Raw genomic sequence first — 16,611 nt, forward strand, 5'->3', positions numbered from 1 at the left:
TAATTAAGGAGTAAAAAATGGAAAAAACACTAAATTTACCAGAACAAATTTCACAATTGAAGACAGATAATAAAAATTATCAAGTTCAAATTGAAAAATTGAACAAAATTGTAGAAGCTCAGAAGATTCAAATTGAGGAATCAACAGGACAATGCAGTAAACCTGATACTACATCCAAAGTAGATTTGGGATTATCGTGTGAATTTAATCAGTTAATTCTCAATGGAAAATTCACTGGACAAAATAATGAGCTTGATACGTCAGGTAAAATGAATTTAGGGCTGTTGTGTAAGTTTGATGAGCTCAGTTTAGAAAGCAACTCTTTAGAATATACCCATAATGACATTATATAATTGAAATTTTAATTAAGGAATTGCTTTAATTAACGTAAAAAATTCATGGAGTAAAAAATGGCAAGCGTAGCAGAGCAAATTACAGCGGCAATGAAAGAATTTGAAAAAGTAGTTAAACTAGCTCAAGGCCTAGGTGATACAATAAAGAGTGTTGACACAGCAAGTCAAACTGTAACAAAGAGTATAGCACAAGCAGATACGGCAGTATCTAAGAATATAAAAATATTGAACGATAGTGTTGAAGGGCTTTCTCAAAAGAATCAAGAATTAGCTGGTAAAATAACAGGCCTTTCTCAAGACGTTGGAAAATTAGAAAATCTGGTTAAAAGCAATAAAGACTTGTCAAATAAAGTGGAAGAGCTCACCAAAGGCGATGGAACGATCTATAAATTGCAAGAGAAAATAACGCATCTTGAAGAATTAATAGGTAGCTCAAATAAAAATACAGGGTTGTTCAAAGAAATAGATAATCATTTCACTGAGCTTATAGGCTCATAGATTTTGGCCTTCTATATCAAGAAGGCCATTAATTTTTAGATATTTATAACAATGGAGGCGATATGGCTGATGGTAAGATTAATTTAAAAAGCATCAAAACTGAGGTTGATAAAGTAGGTAGTATTAAAGCTGAAACAGCAACTATCAAAACTGCAACCGATGAAATAGCTAATATTAAGACTGCAACCGATAAAATAGTAAGTATCAAAGATGCAACCGATGAAATAACTAATATAAAAACTGCAACCGATAAAATAGCAAATATAGAAAATAAGGTTGGCACAATGGAAGCTAAAATCCAAGCGTTAGAAAGACTTGTAGGCACGCATGATCAAGATGATTCGAAAAATGACACAGGAATATATGGAGCGATATATAAAGGTTTTAATGATCTTATAGGGGAACCTTAAAGGTTAATATTTTTTAAGTAATAAATGAATTAATAAACTAATTATAGGAGATAAAATGCCGAAACCTACATTAGCAGCTTTAGGTAAGCAACTTAATAATCTAGCAAAAAGTCATAATGACCTTAAGGCATTAGTTGATCAATTGACAAAAGGATTAGACCCTGCTTCTACAAAAGAAATAGAAGTGGGTTTAATAAAAGGCAATGAAATAGCAAATGGTAGACATGAAGCAAGGCTAGAGCTGAATGGCAAGAGTGAAGATAGTATTTTTTCACCAATTGGATATTATTTTTACGACAATAAAATCTATATTTACGATCGCTTTAAACCTGAAATTAGTATTGATCTGCCACCGCAGTATCACTTTTTAATGGTAGTAAAAACCGAAGAAGACGGGTATAAGTTAGCCTTTTGTAACAAGGGTGGTAATGGATTTTATGGTATTTTAGATGATTATAAACATATAAACCCAGTGGATATAAAGAGCACAAAAAATATTGATTTTGCAAAGTATTATAACAAAAATCATTCTCATCCATCATTTACCCTTAAAGCAAGTGATAACAATTACCCTAATTCTCAGCAGTATGGGGTAGATGTATATGAGATAGGCAATGGAGAAAAAAAGGTAGGATCACTCATAGATGAGTTTGGTCACTACGATAGCCAAAACAAGTTCCATTATTTTAATAATCATTTAGGAACTCAAATTTACGATCCTCTTTCATTTACTATCACAAAAGGGGATAATCAGTGTTCTTTACATCAAATGAAAGCAGGAACAGATAATGTTGATTTTACAAATGATGCTATGGCATGTAGCTTAGTTGAGTATGTAGCGAATTATGTGAACGGTGTATATTTTTAGCTAATTAGCTCTTTCATGATTTCATTAGCTCTTTTTAAGATAGAGTCAGGAAAACCAGCAAGTTTTGCAACGTGTATTCCATATGATTCATCTGCTACTCCTTCTGATATTTCATGCAAGAAAATGATCTTTCCATCCCATTCTTTTACTTTTACGTAGAAGCACTTTAAGTTATTTAAATATTCACTTACTTTCGATAATTCATGATAATGAGTTGCAAAAATTGCACGACATTTATTAATATTATGCAGATGCTCTATTACTGCCTGTGCTATTGATAGTCCATCGTGGATTCCTGTGCCTCTACCGATCTCATCCAGTATTACTAAAGACCGGTCGGTAGCTTGATTTATTATTGCAGCAGTTTCAATCATCTCTACCATAAAAGTAGAATAGCCAACTGTGATGTTATCGGATGCTCCTACTCTGCTAAATATTTTATCAATAATTCCAATGTGCGCGTATTCTGCTGGCACAAAAGAACCCATCTGCGCTAAAATCGCAATTAAAGCATTTTGCCTTAAAAAAGTACTTTTTCCAGCCATATTTGGACCAGTAACTAAATAAATACGTTGCTGTCCAGCTAAATTAATGTTATTGGCCACAAACTTGTTATTTATCCCTATTACTGGGTGACGGCCTTTTACAATATCGAATGCATAACTATCATCAATTATTGGTTTAATGTAGTTATTTTGCATAGCAAGTTCTGCAAAAGCTGTTGTTAGGTCAAGCTCTGCTATGGCATGTGCAGTAAGTGCTATCTGCTGAGATTCTTCAGCAATTCTTGCGCACAATTGACCAAAAATTTTAACTTCTAAGTTTATAGCGCTGTCTCGTGCCGTAATTATTTTACTCTCTAGTTCCTTAAGTTCTGTTGTGGTATAACGCAGACAATTTGCTAAGCTTTGCCTATGAATAAATATGTCTTGGTCTATTTTATGATTTGCTGAAACTTCAACATAGTAGCCTATAATATTATTATATGATATTTTTAAAGTGCCAATTTTAGTCAAACTACGGTAAGAATCACGCAACTTATCAAGAAGCTGATTGGTATTATTTTGTATGTAGAGTAGCTTATCTAACTCTGGATTATATTTTGGTTTAATAAATCCACCATCTCGTATATTGCTAATATTATTTGCAATTAGCGCTTCATCTAGAATGTCTAATAAATCATCATGCTTTCCTAAATTTTTACAAATAAGCTTAATTTCATATTCATTTATGGAAGATAAAATCTTAAATAATTTTTGAATTTTATCAAAACTAAGACCAAGTAAATACATATCTTTTGGTGAGCCACGCCCTAGCAGCAAACGCGATAAAATTCGTTCTATATCGGGAATATTTTTTAATATTTCCCGTATTTGCTTGCATGTGGTGCTATTTTTTACGAAGAATTCTACAACTTTTAATTTTGTATTAATGACCTCAGGTGAAATAAACGGAGATGATAAAGTTTGTTTAAGCAGTCGTCCCCCAGACGCAGTAACTGTATGATCAATGGCTTTGAGCAAAGATCCTTCTTTTTCACCAAATTGAGTTGTAAAGAGCTCAAGATTCTTTCTTGCGGAAATATCAATTAGCATGAACCTTTGTTGCTTAAATGCTTTTGGGCACTCAAGTCTTGGTAACTTTCCTTTTTGTGTGATTTTAACATATTCCAGCACCGATCCACATGCTGCTATTTCTAACTCTGTAAAATTTCCTAAAGCTTCCAGTGACTGCAAGTTATAAAATTCTAGTAATGTTTTATTTGCTTTACTATATTCAAAAAAACTTTCTGCATGTTCAGTTAAAGATAGTTTATAGTTTTTTAAGATTGATTTTATTTCTTCATTATAATCTAGCATTCTATCAGATATTAGTAGCTCTTTTGGTGAAATGCGGAGCAAATCACTACTTAAATTATCTGAGTTTGTAGACGAGTAAAAAAATTCGCCAGTTGAGATGTCAACCCAAGCAATGGAGTATTTTTTTTTATCATACACTATACATGCTAAATAGTTAGAGCTTTTATCTTCTAAAAGCGTATCTTCAATTATAGTGCCAGGAGTAACGATGCGTACTACATCACGCCTGATTACAGATTTATGACCTCGCTTTTTTGCTTCTTCTGCTGTTTCTAATTGGTCGCAAATTGCGACTTTAAATCCTAAGCTTATTAATTTATGCAAATATGATTCACTGCTATGAGCTGGCACTCCACACATTGGTATCTCTTTACCATCATAGTAACCACGTTTAGTTAGTACTATATTTAAAACTTTTGCGGCTTTTATTGCATCATCAAAAAACAGTTCATAAAAGTCTCCCAATCTGTAAAACAGTAGATAATCATTATAATCTTTCTTAAGAGAAAGATAATTTTGCATTACTGGAGTTACTTTCTTCTCTGTGATTAGAGTCATATAGTTAACTTATTCTTAATAAAAAAAATTTATAATTTTTTTACTACTTTGATAGTATTTAATTTTTATGTATAATTGATTTTTTATGGTAATTTAAGTTTATTTTACTATAATATATATTAGTTTTGGTTCTAGAACTAGAAATAGGGGTGATTAAAATGATAAGCGGAATAGTAAACAAGATAAAAGCTGGTGCTGAAAAATTAGATCATAATGTATCACAGCGTCCTTGGAGTAGCTCAGGGTATTTGCCTGGTTCGTGGTTTATACCTAAGGCAGTGTATGGAGCTTTAAAATATCTAATCTATCATCCTACTCGCCTTACTATTAAAGGTTTTCCATATGTTGTTAATTTGGAGCAAACATGGAAACAAAATATACGTCCTAAAATTCCTTTTGGTAATCCTGATGTATATTTTGATGTTAAAGAAAACAAAACTACAAGTAAAGACTATGGCATAAGATTTGATCCTATAATGAAAAAGAAGGGTCATGATGAAGATATAAGGGTAAAAGTGCCAAAATATAAGTTACCTCAAAAGAGTATGCAGCAGTTTGAAGCATGGCTTGAAAGTAGCGAAGAAGATAAGGAAAGTAAAAATTTTACACCTAAAAGTAGTGACAACAAGAAGCTTTCTGCTGGTGAGCAGGAAGCTTATAATAAGCTTATTGAATTGTACAAATTTCTTAAAGAGAATAATGGAACAGTTAAGGTTGAGGGAGGTACATTGGTAATTAGAATAGATATTGCTAATAAAACGCTTGAAGAAATTAAAGAACAGGTAGAACATTGTTATAATGCTTTAGGTATGCCACGTGATACAAAGATGATAAAAACTATTGCAGATAGGTTATATGAAAAAACTCAGGATCGAGAGATTAGTAATGATGAGCCGTTTGCAAAGCAACAATTAAAATCTGCTTCTACATCGCCATCTCATTCTATATCCCAAGATAAGGAAGAAAATATTGATGGAGAAATAATTGAAGAAGCCACTGCACAAGATGTAGGGCAACAGATACCAGGAAACCCTCTTTCTACATCACAATCCCAAGATAAAAATGATACAAAAAATATGGAACCTATAAAACAAATGCCAGATATTAGAAAGGAGGAACAAATGAGTAGCAGTATGAGTCAATTTTCTTTAACTAATCCAGAAGCATTCCCTACTAACATCGTTAGTTTGCAATCAAAAAAAGGGCCTAATGAACTACAGAGTGATTTGGTATCGCGTTCTGAGATAGGGAGGTCTGATATGAATAGTATCAAGAATAAAATTATAGAAGTTGCAGGTGAAGATTTAGGGGATATGTCTTTAAGTACAACGAGTATTAAGTCATCTTGTATCCCAGGAAGTAGAAGGGGTGAAGAATTAAGTAGAGGAAGGAGTCAAGGATAATTAGTAAAGAGATGAGTCCTGCAGTTTATGATAATAATAATGTCTTTGCTAAAATATTACGGGGAGAGTTACCATGCAAGAAAGTATATGAGGATGAACATGTCCTTGCTTTTGAAGATAAGTATCCCAAAGCTCCTGTTCATATATTAGTAATACCAAAAGGTAAGTATATCTCCTTTGATGATTTTATTTATTCTTCATCAGATGATAATATATTACATTTTTTTAAAGTAATAAGAAAGATAGCACATGATTATAAATTAGACAAAACAGGATATAGGTTAATTACCAATCATGGTGAAGGTAGAGAGCAAGAAATACCACATTTTCATGTTCATATTCTTGGTGGTGGAAGTTTAAGGGTTGATTAAAAATTATAATATCTTTTATGATCTGGTTATAAGAGAGAAGTACTAGATAACAATAATGTATAATAGTATTTGTATGGGTAACTATAAGATTATAAATGTACAATATAAAGTACGGATAGAGGGACTTGAACCCCCACAAGTTTCCTTACTAGGACCTAAACCTAGCGCGTCTACCAATTCCGCCATATCCGCATTTTGCAACAAATTATATTTTAACTTACAATAACTTCAAGTGTTCTTTTATTTAGTTTAATAATTTAGCTTCTGAGTTTATTATTATATTATAAAATATTTAGTTAAAAGCAATGAAAGTAATTACAAGTCTATTGCTAGCTGTTTTAATAATAACCCAAAGTGGTTGTATTTCTGTACTAGTTGGAACCGCTATAACAACAGCAACTGTAGTTAGCATGCAAGATAAGTCTTTAGGTGCTACTATAGATGATACTACTATTATGATTAGAATAAATAAAGAACTTTTAAATAATAATCTTTTTTCATCCATTAAAGTAAAAGTGGATGAGGGTAGAGTTTTACTCATAGGAAGTGTGGATTCAGTTGAAAAGCAAGTTATAGCAGAAAGAGTTGCGTGGGAACAAAGAGGGGTAAAAGAAGTTATCAATAAAATAAAGATAAAAACGTTAGATAACAACAGTTCTATTACTGATATAGCCAAAGATAGCTTAATCACAGCGAAAGTTAAGGCAAGAATTTTAAGAAGAAAAAATGTAAAATCAGTTAATTATAGTGTTAATACAGCGGACGGTATAGTTTACTTGATGGGAATAGCTCAAAGTAGCAAAGAGTTAAATGAAGTTATAAAGATTATTAGAGAAATCAAGGAAGTTAAAGATGTTGTTAGTTACGTAAGGTTTATAGATAAATAAGATGTCGCTAAGTATTGCTTTTCAGATGGATAAAAATGTAAATTTTCGCAATGATACTACTGTTACTCTCATGCAAGAAGCCCAAAAAAGAGGGTATGAAATATTCTTTTATACACCAAATGATCTATCTTTAAAAAACAATGAGCCAATTGCATCAGCTAAAAGAGTCATTGCTTGTGATTCTGATTTTAATTTTTCTGAAGATGAGGTTATTCCTTTGAATAAAATGCATATTATTTTCGTAAGACAAAACCCACCTTTTGATATGCGCTACATCACTACAACTTATATTTTAGAGAAAGTAAATGCACTAATAATAAATAATCCTACAGAGATAAGAAATTGCCCGGAAAAACTTTTAGTGTCACATTTTCCTCAATTTACTTTACCAACTCTCATAACAGAGGATTTAGCAGCTATAAAGAGTTTCTATTTAGAGCATAAAGATGTAATTTTAAAACCTCTATACAGCTATGGTGGAAATGATGTGCTAAGGATAAATCATAATGATATAAATATTGAGGTTATATCGCAAATTATGGTTGAAAAATATGATTGTCCCATTATTGTGCAGCTGTTTTGTAATGATATAAATAGTGATAAAAGAGTTCTGTTGCTTGATGGTGAGCCAATTGGAGCAATAAGGCGAGTTCCAAATTCTAATGAAGAAATAAGAACAAATATTCGTCTTGGTGCATCTGTTGAGAAGGTATCATTAAATGATAGAGACCACAATATATGTACTGTTGTTGGATTAGAACTAAGAAAAAGGGGGTTGCTATTTGCTGCAATAGATATAATAGGTGATTATTTATTGGAAATTAACGTTACTTCTCCTACAGGAGTCGTTGAAGTTAATGAACTATATGGCTTATCTCTTGAAAAAACTATTTGGGATTGTTTTGAAGAGAAAGTGCAAAAAAACTAAAAATAGAATAATTGAGACATAATCTAAAAATCTTACCTGCTAGTATTTTAATTATTTATTTTACTATATGCTATTTTTAGCATATCAATATATCATCTGATGTTGTAAGCGAGGGAAATATGGATGAAGAATTGGATGGCATTATATTGGAAAAGTTAGGCAAAGTTAATCTAGATCATTATGGTTCATATAAGATGAGAATCGTGGAATCTCTTTTTGTGCATTCTGAAAAATTGTATAGAGATTATCAACATAGAAGGTGTGATTATGGTGAACATAAAAGGATCAATAGCAATAATTTGTGTAATACCATATATACTACTATTAAACAGATTTGTGATGAAAATACATTGGTCTTTCCCTTTCTTCTGAGTTGTTTTTATAATCAAGATATATTAGGTTTAATAAAGGAGGAGTTAATAAATGATTTGATTAGTAGAAGATATACAAATTTACAACTTAACTCAAATATTGAAGATTATCTACAGAGCAATCATAACATTCAAGCTCAAAATGACTTTTTATATAAAGTATACTCTGATTGTTTAGTAACGTATAAAGTAGCAGTATCTATTATAATAAAAAATAGAATAAAACATCACATTTCTGAATTAACGCCTGAAGAAGCCCGAAGGATATGCAGAAGTGTAAGTTACAAAATAGAGGATTTTGACTGTGATAAACGAGGTAAGCAAATTATTAATTATACTGTTTTGATATGTTCTGCATATACATTTACATCACTTTTTCTCCTTCTAGGTAATGCTAAGCTAAGCAGAAAGCATTCTAGAGGAGAAGCGCTTGCAATAGCATTTATACCTTCTCTTGTTTTGTATCTTGCTTCGCTAATGCTTAAAAGTTTTTTTTATATAGAAAATTATAATATACGTGATAGTTTTAAAGATTTCAATGACCCAAGCTCAGAGTTTAATGAAGTGTATGGTAATGAAGCCCATAACATAGAAAAACAAACTTATGAAAGCTTTGTCTAAATTTCTATAAAAATTGCCATTACACGTACAATAGATAATAGAATAATAAAGTTTTACTGCCCATAAACGCCTTAAGGCTCTACTGCAACGATATAGTTAGCGTTTTTTACGTCCTTCTTCAATATTGAAAAGTTAATTTTAGTTAAAAAATAAACTATAATGGTAATTGTTTTATATTCAAAGAAAATGTTATCAAAAGAAGCATTAATTAATGCTCTTCAGGCAGGCAACCCAGATAAGGTTAAGAAAATATTAGAAGGTGATAAGTTTATTAAAGCACTGATGCGTATACCGTTTATTGGTAGGTTAATAAGAGGGGTAAGGTGGTTCCTTTTTGTAAGACCTAAAATAAATTTTCAGGACGAAATTGGTAGAACAGCTCTGATGCTTGCTGTCATGGAATGTCACATAGATGTTGTAAGGGGGCTCATAAAAGCTGGTGCTAACATGAATTTGCAAAATAAGTATGACGAAACAGCATTGATCATTTCTGTTAATCAGAACGATACAGAGATTACAATCGAACTCATAAAAGCTGGTGCTGAGATAGATATAAAAGATAGAGATGGCGGAACACCATTAATGGTAATACGGAGATTGTAAAGATGTTAGTAGAGGCTAAAGCTAACATAGATATAGAAGATGGAGATGGTAGTACAGCATTGATGTATGCTGCCAGATATGGTTACATAGAGATTGTAAAAGAACTCATAGACAATGATGCTAATGTAAATTTAACGAGTAAAGGCGATAAAACAGAGATAGACCTTACTAATAAAGAAGAAATTGAAAAGATTTTTCAACAATATCAATCTAGCAAGGCACAACAACAAGGCTCTACTTCCTTAGGTGAAGCAGATGTATCAAATATTACTCCCAACGTTGCTGTAGACAATACTCGAAACTTATAGTTTAACTGAGGAAGCAAAATTTGAGTTTTAAGGTAGCACATCTCTTTATCTTTTTACTAATATTTTATAAAATATATTAAATATTAAGATTTAGAGATGTTTAATTTCTCGATATCATTTTCTGACTTATATAATACAGATGATTTGACAAAGCTAGATAGTGCATTTTTAGACTATATCAAAAGTTATAATAAAGATTTATATCATGCACTATGCAAAGCAAGAGAAAACAAAAGTTATGACAGTCAGTTAGTAATAGAGCTTTCTCCTGTGGTTGAAGAATTCATTTCTAAGCTATTTTTTATTGAAGAGGAGGCAGAGGCATTAAGAAAAAAGCATGAAGACTTTGTGATGCTGTATAAATGTAAAAGATTATTTATTCAACGCTATGCATTAAAAAAATATGTAAAAACTGATGATATAGAGATTAATTTAGTATCTAAGAAACTAAGTGTATTCCTGAAATTTCCTCTGCAAGAGCAGGATTTTGCTCAAAAAGCTATATTTTGGTTTGAGCATAAGGAAAAATATCAAGAAGAAGTAGAACTTGCAGCTCAGTATGCTGCATGGATGGCGGATAATAATAAAAATGAGGAGAATGTCTTATTTTCATCTCCCGAAAAAATTGACTATGACAAATTGGTGCCAGTTATAAGTAAACAGGTTGATGACAATGAGGTATTGCGTGTAGAAGAGGTAAAAAGACGTTCTGGATTTAACTTAACACATAATAAGCCTACTTTAAATAAGGCATTGGATAATGCTCACTACTGCATATACTGCCATAAGCAAAATAAGGATAGTTGTTCTAAGGGACTTCTTGCTGAGAATCAAGATTTCAAAAAATCTCCTTTAGATGTTGAGCTTCATGGCTGTCCACTAGAGCAAAAAATTTCTGAGATGAATTTAGTCAAAAGCCAAGGTTTTAGTATATCAAGCTTAGCTATCATTGTTATTGATAATCCTCTATGTGCAGCAACTGGCTATCGTATATGCAATGATTGCTCTAAATCTTGCATATATCAAAAGCAGGATCCTGTTGATATCCCAATGATTGAAACTAAGATCCTTGAAGATGTGTTGAGCTTACCATATGGATTTGAAATTTATTCTCTTCTTACTCGTTGGAACCCACTTAATTTTGAGCGCCCACTTCCTAAAGAAAACACAGGAAAAAACATTTTAGTTGTAGGTCTCGGTCCTGCAGGCTTTACGCTTGCTCATCACCTGCTTAATGACGGGCATAATGTTGTTGCCATAGACGGACTTAAAATTGAACCTTTAGAGGAAAAATTATTACCCATAAAAGATTTTAAATATGAGAAATTAAGCGAGCGCACCCCTGCTGGTTTTGGTGGAGTTGCAGAGTATGGCATTACTGCTCGTTGGGATAAAAACAACCTTAAAATTATCAGATTACTTTTAGAAAGAAGAAAAAACTTTGCAATTTATGGGGGAGTGCGTTTTGGTGGGACAGTAACAGTTGATGATGCCTTCAAACTCGGATTTGATCATATAGCTCTTTCGCTTGGCTCTGGCAAGCCTAAAATGATTAATATAAAAAATATGTTAGCACGCGGAGTACGCATGGCATCAGATTTTTTAATGTCACTGCAGCTTACTGGAGCGCTTAAATCTGACTCCATAGCCAATCTGCAAATCCGCATGCCAATAGTTGTAATTGGTGGTGGGCTCACAGCAATTGACACAGCAACAGAAAGTCTAGCATATTACCAGGTTCAAGTTGAAAAATTCCTCTCTCGTTATGAAATATTAGTAGATGAAGATGGCAAAGAATATGTTGAAGCAGGCTGGAGCACAGAAGAGCACGAAATTGCCAATGAGTATATCTTACATGCGCGTGCAATACGTGCTGAAAAGGAATTGGCAAAAAATGAGAATAGAGAGGCTAAAGTACTAGAATTAATGCATAGCTGGGGTGGCGTTAAAATTGTCTATAGAAAAAACCTAACTGACTCTCCAAGTTACAGGTTAAATAGCAAAGAGGTCAAAAATGCTTTAGCAGAAGGGGTTGATTTCCTTGAAAATTTGGAGCCAACAGAAATTGTAACTGATGAGTACAACCATACACAGTCAGTTGCAGTACTAGATAAAGATAGAAAAGCAAGGCATATAAATGCACGTACTATATTAATTGCCGCAGGTACTGAGCCAAATACAACAGTTGCTAATGAAGATACAAAGCACTTTAAATTGAGTGGTAAATATTTTTCTTATTTTGATTTAAAGGGCAAGGTAGGATTGCATACATTTTCACCTAAAGCAAAAAAGCAAGATTATATCTTTTTGTACAGAGACTCAGGCAAAGCGATTAGTTTTTTTGGTGATTTGCATCCCTCATATAGTGGGAGTGTAGTTAAGGCTATGGCCAGCGCTAAAAATGGCTACCCTGTAATTACGCAACTTCTGAAGGAAAATAATGACGTTAAAATAGAGCATGCTAACGCTTTTTTTGATAAGATAAAAAGTGCATTTACTGCAGTAGTTGTGGATGTAAAGCGCCTTACTCCTAAAGTAGTTGAAGTAATAATTAAAGCACCTATGGCTGCTGCAAATTTTAAACCTGGTCAGTTTTATAGGTTGCAAAATTTTGAAGCCAATTCCCCTAAGATTAAAGATACAAAATTGGCAATGGAGGGTATAGCAGCTACTGGTGCTTCGGTGGATAAGGAAAAAGGCCTTATTTCTACAATTATTTTAGAAACTGGTGGGTCAACAGATTTGTGCTTCTATCTTAAAAAGAATGAACCTGTAGTGCTGATGGGGCCAACTGGCATGCCAACAAAAATTCCTAAAAACGAAAATATCATGCTTATCGGTGGCGGCGTTGGTAACGCTGTACTTTTTTCTATAGGAAAAGCATGTTTGGAAAATAACTGCCAGGTTTTATATTTTGCTGGTTACAAAAAGTTAAGTGATGTTTTTAAACGAGAGTCACTAGAGTCCTCAGCAACTACTTTAGTTTGGACATGTGATGAAGGAATAATAAAAAAAGGAAGAAAGGGGGATCTGTCATTCCATGGCAATATTATCGATGGAATTGTTGCTTACCAAACAGGTAAACTTAGTAAGATAACAATCAACTTAGATTCTATAGATAGGATTATAGTCATTGGTTCAGATAAAATGATGGAGGCAGTAGCCAGTGCTAAAAATACTCTTTTAAGACCATATTCAAAACGTGGGGTAAAAGTTATAGCATCTGTGAACTCACCTATGCAGTGCATGATGAAGGAGATATGTGCCCAGTGTTTGCAAAGACATGTAGACCCAATGACTGGTGAGGAGAGTTTTGTTTATAGCTGCAGTAATCAGGATCAAAACCTAGATTATGTTGATTTTAAATTTTTAAGTGAAAGGTTAAAACAAAACAGTTTGCAAGAAAAGCTTACGGCAAAGTGGGTGAGTTATTGTTTACAAAGAGCCAATTAGGTTTATGTATAAGCTTAATATTATAGCGAAAAAAAAGGAACTAAGAAAAAAATATAGAAAGGTAAGGAAAGAAGTAAGCGAAGATTTTGCAATTCGTGCGGCAAGTTTAATAGCAGAAGCATTTATTGAAAACATCATTATAAGTGAAAATAAAATAGTAGCTGGATATATTCCAAGAGATGATGAGATAAATGTTATACCACTCATGCAGAAACTACAGAGTTTAGGTCATAAAATAGTTGTGCCAATTGTAGATCGAAATAGTGATTGTTTGTTATTTCAGGAATGGAAAGTTGCTAATCAAATTGAAAATTACGTAATACCAAATGTAGTTATTACGCCACTTATTGCTTTTGATCAAAATCAAAACAGATTAGGCTTTGGTGGTGGTTGGTATGATAGAACTATAGAGAAATTGCGCCCACTTGGCTGCAAATTTATAGGTGTTGCGTATGACCTACAGTTTTGCAAGCAATTGCCAATAGAAGATCATGATCAAGCCCTTGATAATATTGTTACTGTTTATGATAAAAGGTGATCCAGAAATTTTGCACCACCGTAATATTGATGGGTTTTATACAACATAGGCAATCATCCTCTTCATATAGTTGATAACATATTCATTGCCATCTAATTGAGCTAGAGTGTCTTTTAAGGGACTAAAGTTATTTATATTAGAAAATGAAGTTTCTAAAGCAGCTTTTAAATCTTGCCACTCTTGTTGATAGTTATTAATTACTGGTTTATCAAGGGCAATAAAAAAGTCTGTAATAGATAATATATCTGTGCCTAATGACTCGTAAAGTTCATGATTTACCAATTGTAGTATTATTAGAAATGAAAATAAATTTGGTAAAAATAGTTTTTTTTGTGGGTAAACTAAGAAAAGTAAATTTATTGCATAAACACAACGTTTTACGTCCTTTAGTGACAGTAAAAATATTTTGCATAAAACAGTAAAGCTAGACTTTATTTCTTCTATTGGTCTACTTAATACTATATCTTGAAACTGTTTATTAATAAATTTTTCTACTGGAACTCTAGGTAAAAAAAGAGATAAATCAACAAAACGCTCCTGCATACCAAAAGAAGTATTTACTGTCTTTTTAACATTGCTTTGAGATTTATGGGTAGCTAAAATAAATACCAGCCCATCTATGTTTAAACTATATTTTATATATTCAAAAAAATCTATAATGTATTTTGTTCGACATAATTCAAGGTTATCAACTAATACATAGATGTTTTGGCTATTACGAATTTTATTTACTATTTCAGTGAACTGAGTTTTAAAATCTTCCATATTTTTTCTTCTTGTATTATAAGCTGTTAGCTCATTTAAAGAGATTTCTGATCTTTCTTTCTTCTCTGCTTCTTTAGTTACATCAACAAAAACAGAGAATATGCCTAGTGGAGACTTGTTAATGAGCTTACCGAGTGTATCTAGCGAAAATAATTGGTCATTTATATTTTTAAACTTACGTACTATGCTTTTCTTTATTTTTTTTGATATAAATAAATTATCGAACATAAAGCTAAGCAGTGGAGCAAGAGGTTGCTCTAAAGCATTAATATTCCATGCATCATAGTATACTGCAATCTCATTTTGTTCCTTCAGGTCTAAAGCCCAATTTTGTAAGAAAAATGTTTTGCCCAAACCAGGATCAGCTTCTAAAGAGATTATATGATGTTGATCTTTAATTACCTTGATGATCTTAGTAAAGTTAATTGCAATGCTTTGATACTCTAAACAGTCTTCCTGCCAAGCTTCATATTTTTTTTCTTCTACTTTTCTCTTTTTAAAGAGTTGTCTGATTTGCTGAAAAAAAGTACTAAACATAATTTAATTTAGATAATATAATATTATAAAAATGATTTTTAATCAATTGTGAAATGTATTATGATGTTATCATTTCAGGAGGTGGTCTACTAGGCTCAATTACAGCTATTGGCCTTAAACGTAAATCCCTCTCTGTTGCACTACTAGAAAAAAATGATATTTTCCATCCTCCCAAATGTGACAATAGGGTATTTGCTATATCATATAATACAAAGAGGCTGCTTGAGGATTTTGGTATTTGGCATTTTATTGAAAGCGAAGCAGAGCCTATATTAGATATTTGTATTCTTGATGAAAATAGTCCAATTTCTGTACATTACGATCATAAGATTGTAAGCAAAGAACCTATGGGTTACGTAGTGGAAAAGTCTGTTTTACAAAGAGCTGTCAGTAACAATTTAACAAGTGAAGTTCATGTATACTCACCTACTTCTTACAAATCTATCTCATGTGATTTTGGGTGCGCAGAAGTTGTCTTAGATAATGATCAAGAATTAACATCTCAGTTACTGATTTGCGCAGAGGGTAGGCATTCAAAATTAAGAGAATTATTTTTTCTACCAGCAATAAAATTTCAATATGAGCAAAGCAGTATAGTTTGCAATGTAGAACATGAAAAACACCATCAATGTCTAGCAGTAGAGTGCTTTTTTCCTGGTGGCCCTTTTGCAATTCTACCAATGAAAGGAGGGTATAAATCTTCTATAGTTTGGACAGAAAAATCTGACATTATCTCTATGCTCATGAACCTATCAAATGATGAATTTACTGTTGAACTTAAAAAGAGATTTGGCTCTTATTTAGGTGACATCAAACTTAAGAATGATAGAGTTTCTTATCCCTTATTTTTTCTCTTCTCAAAGGATTTATATAAAAAAAGGATAGTGCTAATTGGAGATGCAGCACACTCTATACATCCAATTGCAGGTCAGGGTTTAAACTTAGGTATAAAAGATGTGGAAAGCATAGTAGCGAATATCTCTACAGCAAGAGAGCAAGGAATTGATGTAGGTAGTAAGTATGTTTTAGAAAAATACTCATCTGATAGGTATTTTTATAACTGCACTATGGCCGCAATTACTGATGGTCTTAATAGACTGTTTTCAAATAGAAACCTTTGTACTAAAGTATTTAGGAATATTGGACTATTAGCAATTGAAAACTTCACTCCATTTAAAAAATTTTTCATTAGCCATGCCATGGGTATAAGTAATAGATTTAATTAAAATTTTTTAAAAAATTTGCTATTGTAAATATAATATACCATATCTAATATGAAT

The 16,611-nt window shown here is 32.2% G+C and carries 16 protein-coding genes and 1 tRNA gene; 14 read left to right on the forward strand and 3 right to left on the reverse strand.

Annotated features, from left to right (window positions below; all coding sequences use genetic code 11):
* The first annotated feature begins 17 nt into the window (after positions 1 to 17).
* The 4 genes from AACL09_RS03755 (at position 18) to AACL09_RS03770 (ending at position 2,129) form a co-directional block, all read left to right on the forward strand.
* Positions 18 to 353 carry a hypothetical protein gene (locus AACL09_RS03755; protein WP_339047054.1) on the forward strand — a complete coding sequence of 112 codons (336 nt, stop codon included), beginning with the start codon at positions 18 to 20 and terminating at the stop codon, positions 351 to 353.
* A 57-nt stretch (positions 354 to 410) separates the two neighbouring features.
* Positions 411 to 851, forward strand: a complete 441-nt coding sequence (locus AACL09_RS03760; protein ID WP_339047056.1) for a hypothetical protein — start codon at positions 411 to 413, stop codon at positions 849 to 851.
* A gap of 62 nt (positions 852 to 913) precedes the next feature.
* Positions 914 to 1,261, forward strand: a complete 348-nt coding sequence (locus tag AACL09_RS03765; RefSeq protein WP_339047058.1) for a hypothetical protein — start codon at positions 914 to 916, stop codon at positions 1,259 to 1,261.
* 55 nt (positions 1,262 to 1,316) lie between these two features.
* A complete protein-coding gene (locus AACL09_RS03770) occupies positions 1,317 to 2,129 on the forward strand; it encodes a hypothetical protein (RefSeq protein ID WP_339047060.1) in 813 nt (270 codons plus the stop codon).
* Here the strand turns inward: AACL09_RS03770 and mutS are convergent.
* On the reverse strand, positions 2,126 to 4,546 hold the full coding sequence (mutS, locus tag AACL09_RS03775) for a DNA mismatch repair protein MutS (RefSeq protein WP_339047062.1): 2,421 nt from the start codon (positions 4,544 to 4,546) through the stop codon (positions 2,126 to 2,128). The two genes, AACL09_RS03770 and mutS, sit on opposite strands and share 4 nt — an antisense overlap.
* Positions 4,547 to 4,704: 158 nt before the next feature.
* Here mutS and AACL09_RS03780 point away from each other — a divergent pair, with 158 nt between their 5' ends.
* Together AACL09_RS03780 and AACL09_RS03785 are read left to right on the forward strand one after the other, a co-directional pair.
* On the forward strand, positions 4,705 to 5,949 hold the full coding sequence (locus AACL09_RS03780) for a hypothetical protein (RefSeq protein WP_339047064.1): 1,245 nt from the start codon (positions 4,705 to 4,707) through the stop codon (positions 5,947 to 5,949).
* Between the two features lie 11 nt (positions 5,950 to 5,960).
* The gene (locus AACL09_RS03785; RefSeq protein ID WP_339047065.1) at positions 5,961 to 6,320 is read left to right on the forward strand and encodes an HIT domain-containing protein; all 360 of its coding nucleotides are present in this window, start codon (positions 5,961 to 5,963) and stop codon (positions 6,318 to 6,320) included.
* Positions 6,321 to 6,430: 110 nt separating this feature from the next.
* On the opposite strand, the gene AACL09_RS03790 is transcribed toward AACL09_RS03785, so the two are convergent.
* Positions 6,431 to 6,512 (reverse strand) — tRNA-Leu (locus tag AACL09_RS03790).
* 113 nt (positions 6,513 to 6,625) lie between these two features.
* On the opposite strand from AACL09_RS03790, the gene AACL09_RS03795 reads away from it, so the two are divergent.
* From AACL09_RS03795 to AACL09_RS03825, 7 genes are all read left to right on the forward strand, one after another.
* A complete protein-coding gene (locus tag AACL09_RS03795) occupies positions 6,626 to 7,207 on the forward strand; it encodes a BON domain-containing protein (protein ID WP_339047067.1) in 582 nt (193 codons plus the stop codon).
* A gap of 1 nt (position 7,208) precedes the next feature.
* A complete protein-coding gene (gshB, locus tag AACL09_RS03800; RefSeq protein ID WP_339047069.1) occupies positions 7,209 to 8,135 on the forward strand; it encodes a glutathione synthase in 927 nt (308 codons plus the stop codon).
* A gap of 119 nt (positions 8,136 to 8,254) precedes the next feature.
* Positions 8,255 to 9,127, forward strand: coding sequence for a hypothetical protein (locus tag AACL09_RS03805; protein ID WP_339047071.1), 873 nt, complete (start codon positions 8,255 to 8,257; stop codon positions 9,125 to 9,127).
* Positions 9,128 to 9,313: 186 nt separating this feature from the next.
* Positions 9,314 to 9,730: an ankyrin repeat domain-containing protein gene (locus tag AACL09_RS03810; protein ID WP_339047073.1), complete on the forward strand. Its 417-nt coding sequence runs from the start codon at positions 9,314 to 9,316 to the stop codon at positions 9,728 to 9,730.
* A 2-nt stretch (positions 9,731 to 9,732) separates the two neighbouring features.
* Positions 9,733 to 10,038 (forward strand): ankyrin repeat domain-containing protein, encoded by a 306-nt coding sequence (locus AACL09_RS03815; RefSeq protein WP_339047075.1) that lies wholly within the window; start codon positions 9,733 to 9,735, stop codon positions 10,036 to 10,038.
* A 96-nt stretch (positions 10,039 to 10,134) separates the two neighbouring features.
* Positions 10,135 to 13,491 carry an FAD-dependent oxidoreductase gene (locus tag AACL09_RS03820; RefSeq protein ID WP_339047077.1) on the forward strand — a complete coding sequence of 1,119 codons (3,357 nt, stop codon included), beginning with the start codon at positions 10,135 to 10,137 and terminating at the stop codon, positions 13,489 to 13,491.
* A 4-nt stretch (positions 13,492 to 13,495) separates the two neighbouring features.
* Positions 13,496 to 14,029, forward strand: a complete 534-nt coding sequence (locus AACL09_RS03825) for a 5-formyltetrahydrofolate cyclo-ligase (protein WP_339047079.1) — start codon at positions 13,496 to 13,498, stop codon at positions 14,027 to 14,029.
* 36 nt (positions 14,030 to 14,065) lie between these two features.
* Here the strand turns inward: AACL09_RS03825 and AACL09_RS03830 are convergent, their stop codons facing one another.
* Positions 14,066 to 15,331 carry a P-loop NTPase fold protein gene (locus tag AACL09_RS03830; protein WP_339047081.1) on the reverse strand — a complete coding sequence of 422 codons (1,266 nt, stop codon included), beginning with the start codon at positions 15,329 to 15,331 and terminating at the stop codon, positions 14,066 to 14,068.
* 53 nt (positions 15,332 to 15,384) lie between these two features.
* Between AACL09_RS03830 and ubiH the strand changes: the two genes are divergently transcribed.
* Positions 15,385 to 16,557 carry a 2-octaprenyl-6-methoxyphenyl hydroxylase gene (ubiH, locus tag AACL09_RS03835; protein WP_339047083.1) on the forward strand — a complete coding sequence of 391 codons (1,173 nt, stop codon included), beginning with the start codon at positions 15,385 to 15,387 and terminating at the stop codon, positions 16,555 to 16,557.
* Positions 16,558 to 16,611: the final 54 nt, after the last annotated feature.

It is taken from the genome of Candidatus Mesenet endosymbiont of Phosphuga atrata (genome assembly GCF_964020175.1).
Lineage (GTDB): Bacteria > Pseudomonadota > Alphaproteobacteria > Rickettsiales > Anaplasmataceae > Mesenet.

Coding starts and splice junctions, on each gene's coding strand:
- AACL09_RS03755 (WP_339047054.1), top strand. CDS start 18: ATGGAAAAAACACTAAATTTACCAGAACAAATTTCACAATTGAAGACA.
- AACL09_RS03760 (WP_339047056.1), top strand. CDS start 411: ATGGCAAGCGTAGCAGAGCAAATTACAGCGGCAATGAAAGAATTTGAA.
- AACL09_RS03765 (WP_339047058.1), top strand. CDS start 914: ATGGCTGATGGTAAGATTAATTTAAAAAGCATCAAAACTGAGGTTGAT.
- AACL09_RS03770 (WP_339047060.1), top strand. CDS start 1,317: ATGCCGAAACCTACATTAGCAGCTTTAGGTAAGCAACTTAATAATCTA.
- mutS (WP_339047062.1), bottom strand. CDS start 4,546: ATGACTCTAATCACAGAGAAGAAAGTAACTCCAGTAATGCAAAATTAT.
- AACL09_RS03780 (WP_339047064.1), top strand. CDS start 4,705: ATGATAAGCGGAATAGTAAACAAGATAAAAGCTGGTGCTGAAAAATTA.
- AACL09_RS03785 (WP_339047065.1), top strand. CDS start 5,961: ATGAGTCCTGCAGTTTATGATAATAATAATGTCTTTGCTAAAATATTA.
- AACL09_RS03795 (WP_339047067.1), top strand. CDS start 6,626: ATGAAAGTAATTACAAGTCTATTGCTAGCTGTTTTAATAATAACCCAA.
- gshB (WP_339047069.1), top strand. CDS start 7,209: ATGTCGCTAAGTATTGCTTTTCAGATGGATAAAAATGTAAATTTTCGC.
- AACL09_RS03805 (WP_339047071.1), top strand. CDS start 8,255: ATGGATGAAGAATTGGATGGCATTATATTGGAAAAGTTAGGCAAAGTT.
- AACL09_RS03810 (WP_339047073.1), top strand. CDS start 9,314: ATGTTATCAAAAGAAGCATTAATTAATGCTCTTCAGGCAGGCAACCCA.
- AACL09_RS03815 (WP_339047075.1), top strand. CDS start 9,733: ATGTTAGTAGAGGCTAAAGCTAACATAGATATAGAAGATGGAGATGGT.
- AACL09_RS03820 (WP_339047077.1), top strand. CDS start 10,135: ATGTTTAATTTCTCGATATCATTTTCTGACTTATATAATACAGATGAT.
- AACL09_RS03825 (WP_339047079.1), top strand. CDS start 13,496: ATGTATAAGCTTAATATTATAGCGAAAAAAAAGGAACTAAGAAAAAAA.
- AACL09_RS03830 (WP_339047081.1), bottom strand. CDS start 15,331: ATGTTTAGTACTTTTTTTCAGCAAATCAGACAACTCTTTAAAAAGAGA.
- ubiH (WP_339047083.1), top strand. CDS start 15,385: ATGTATTATGATGTTATCATTTCAGGAGGTGGTCTACTAGGCTCAATT.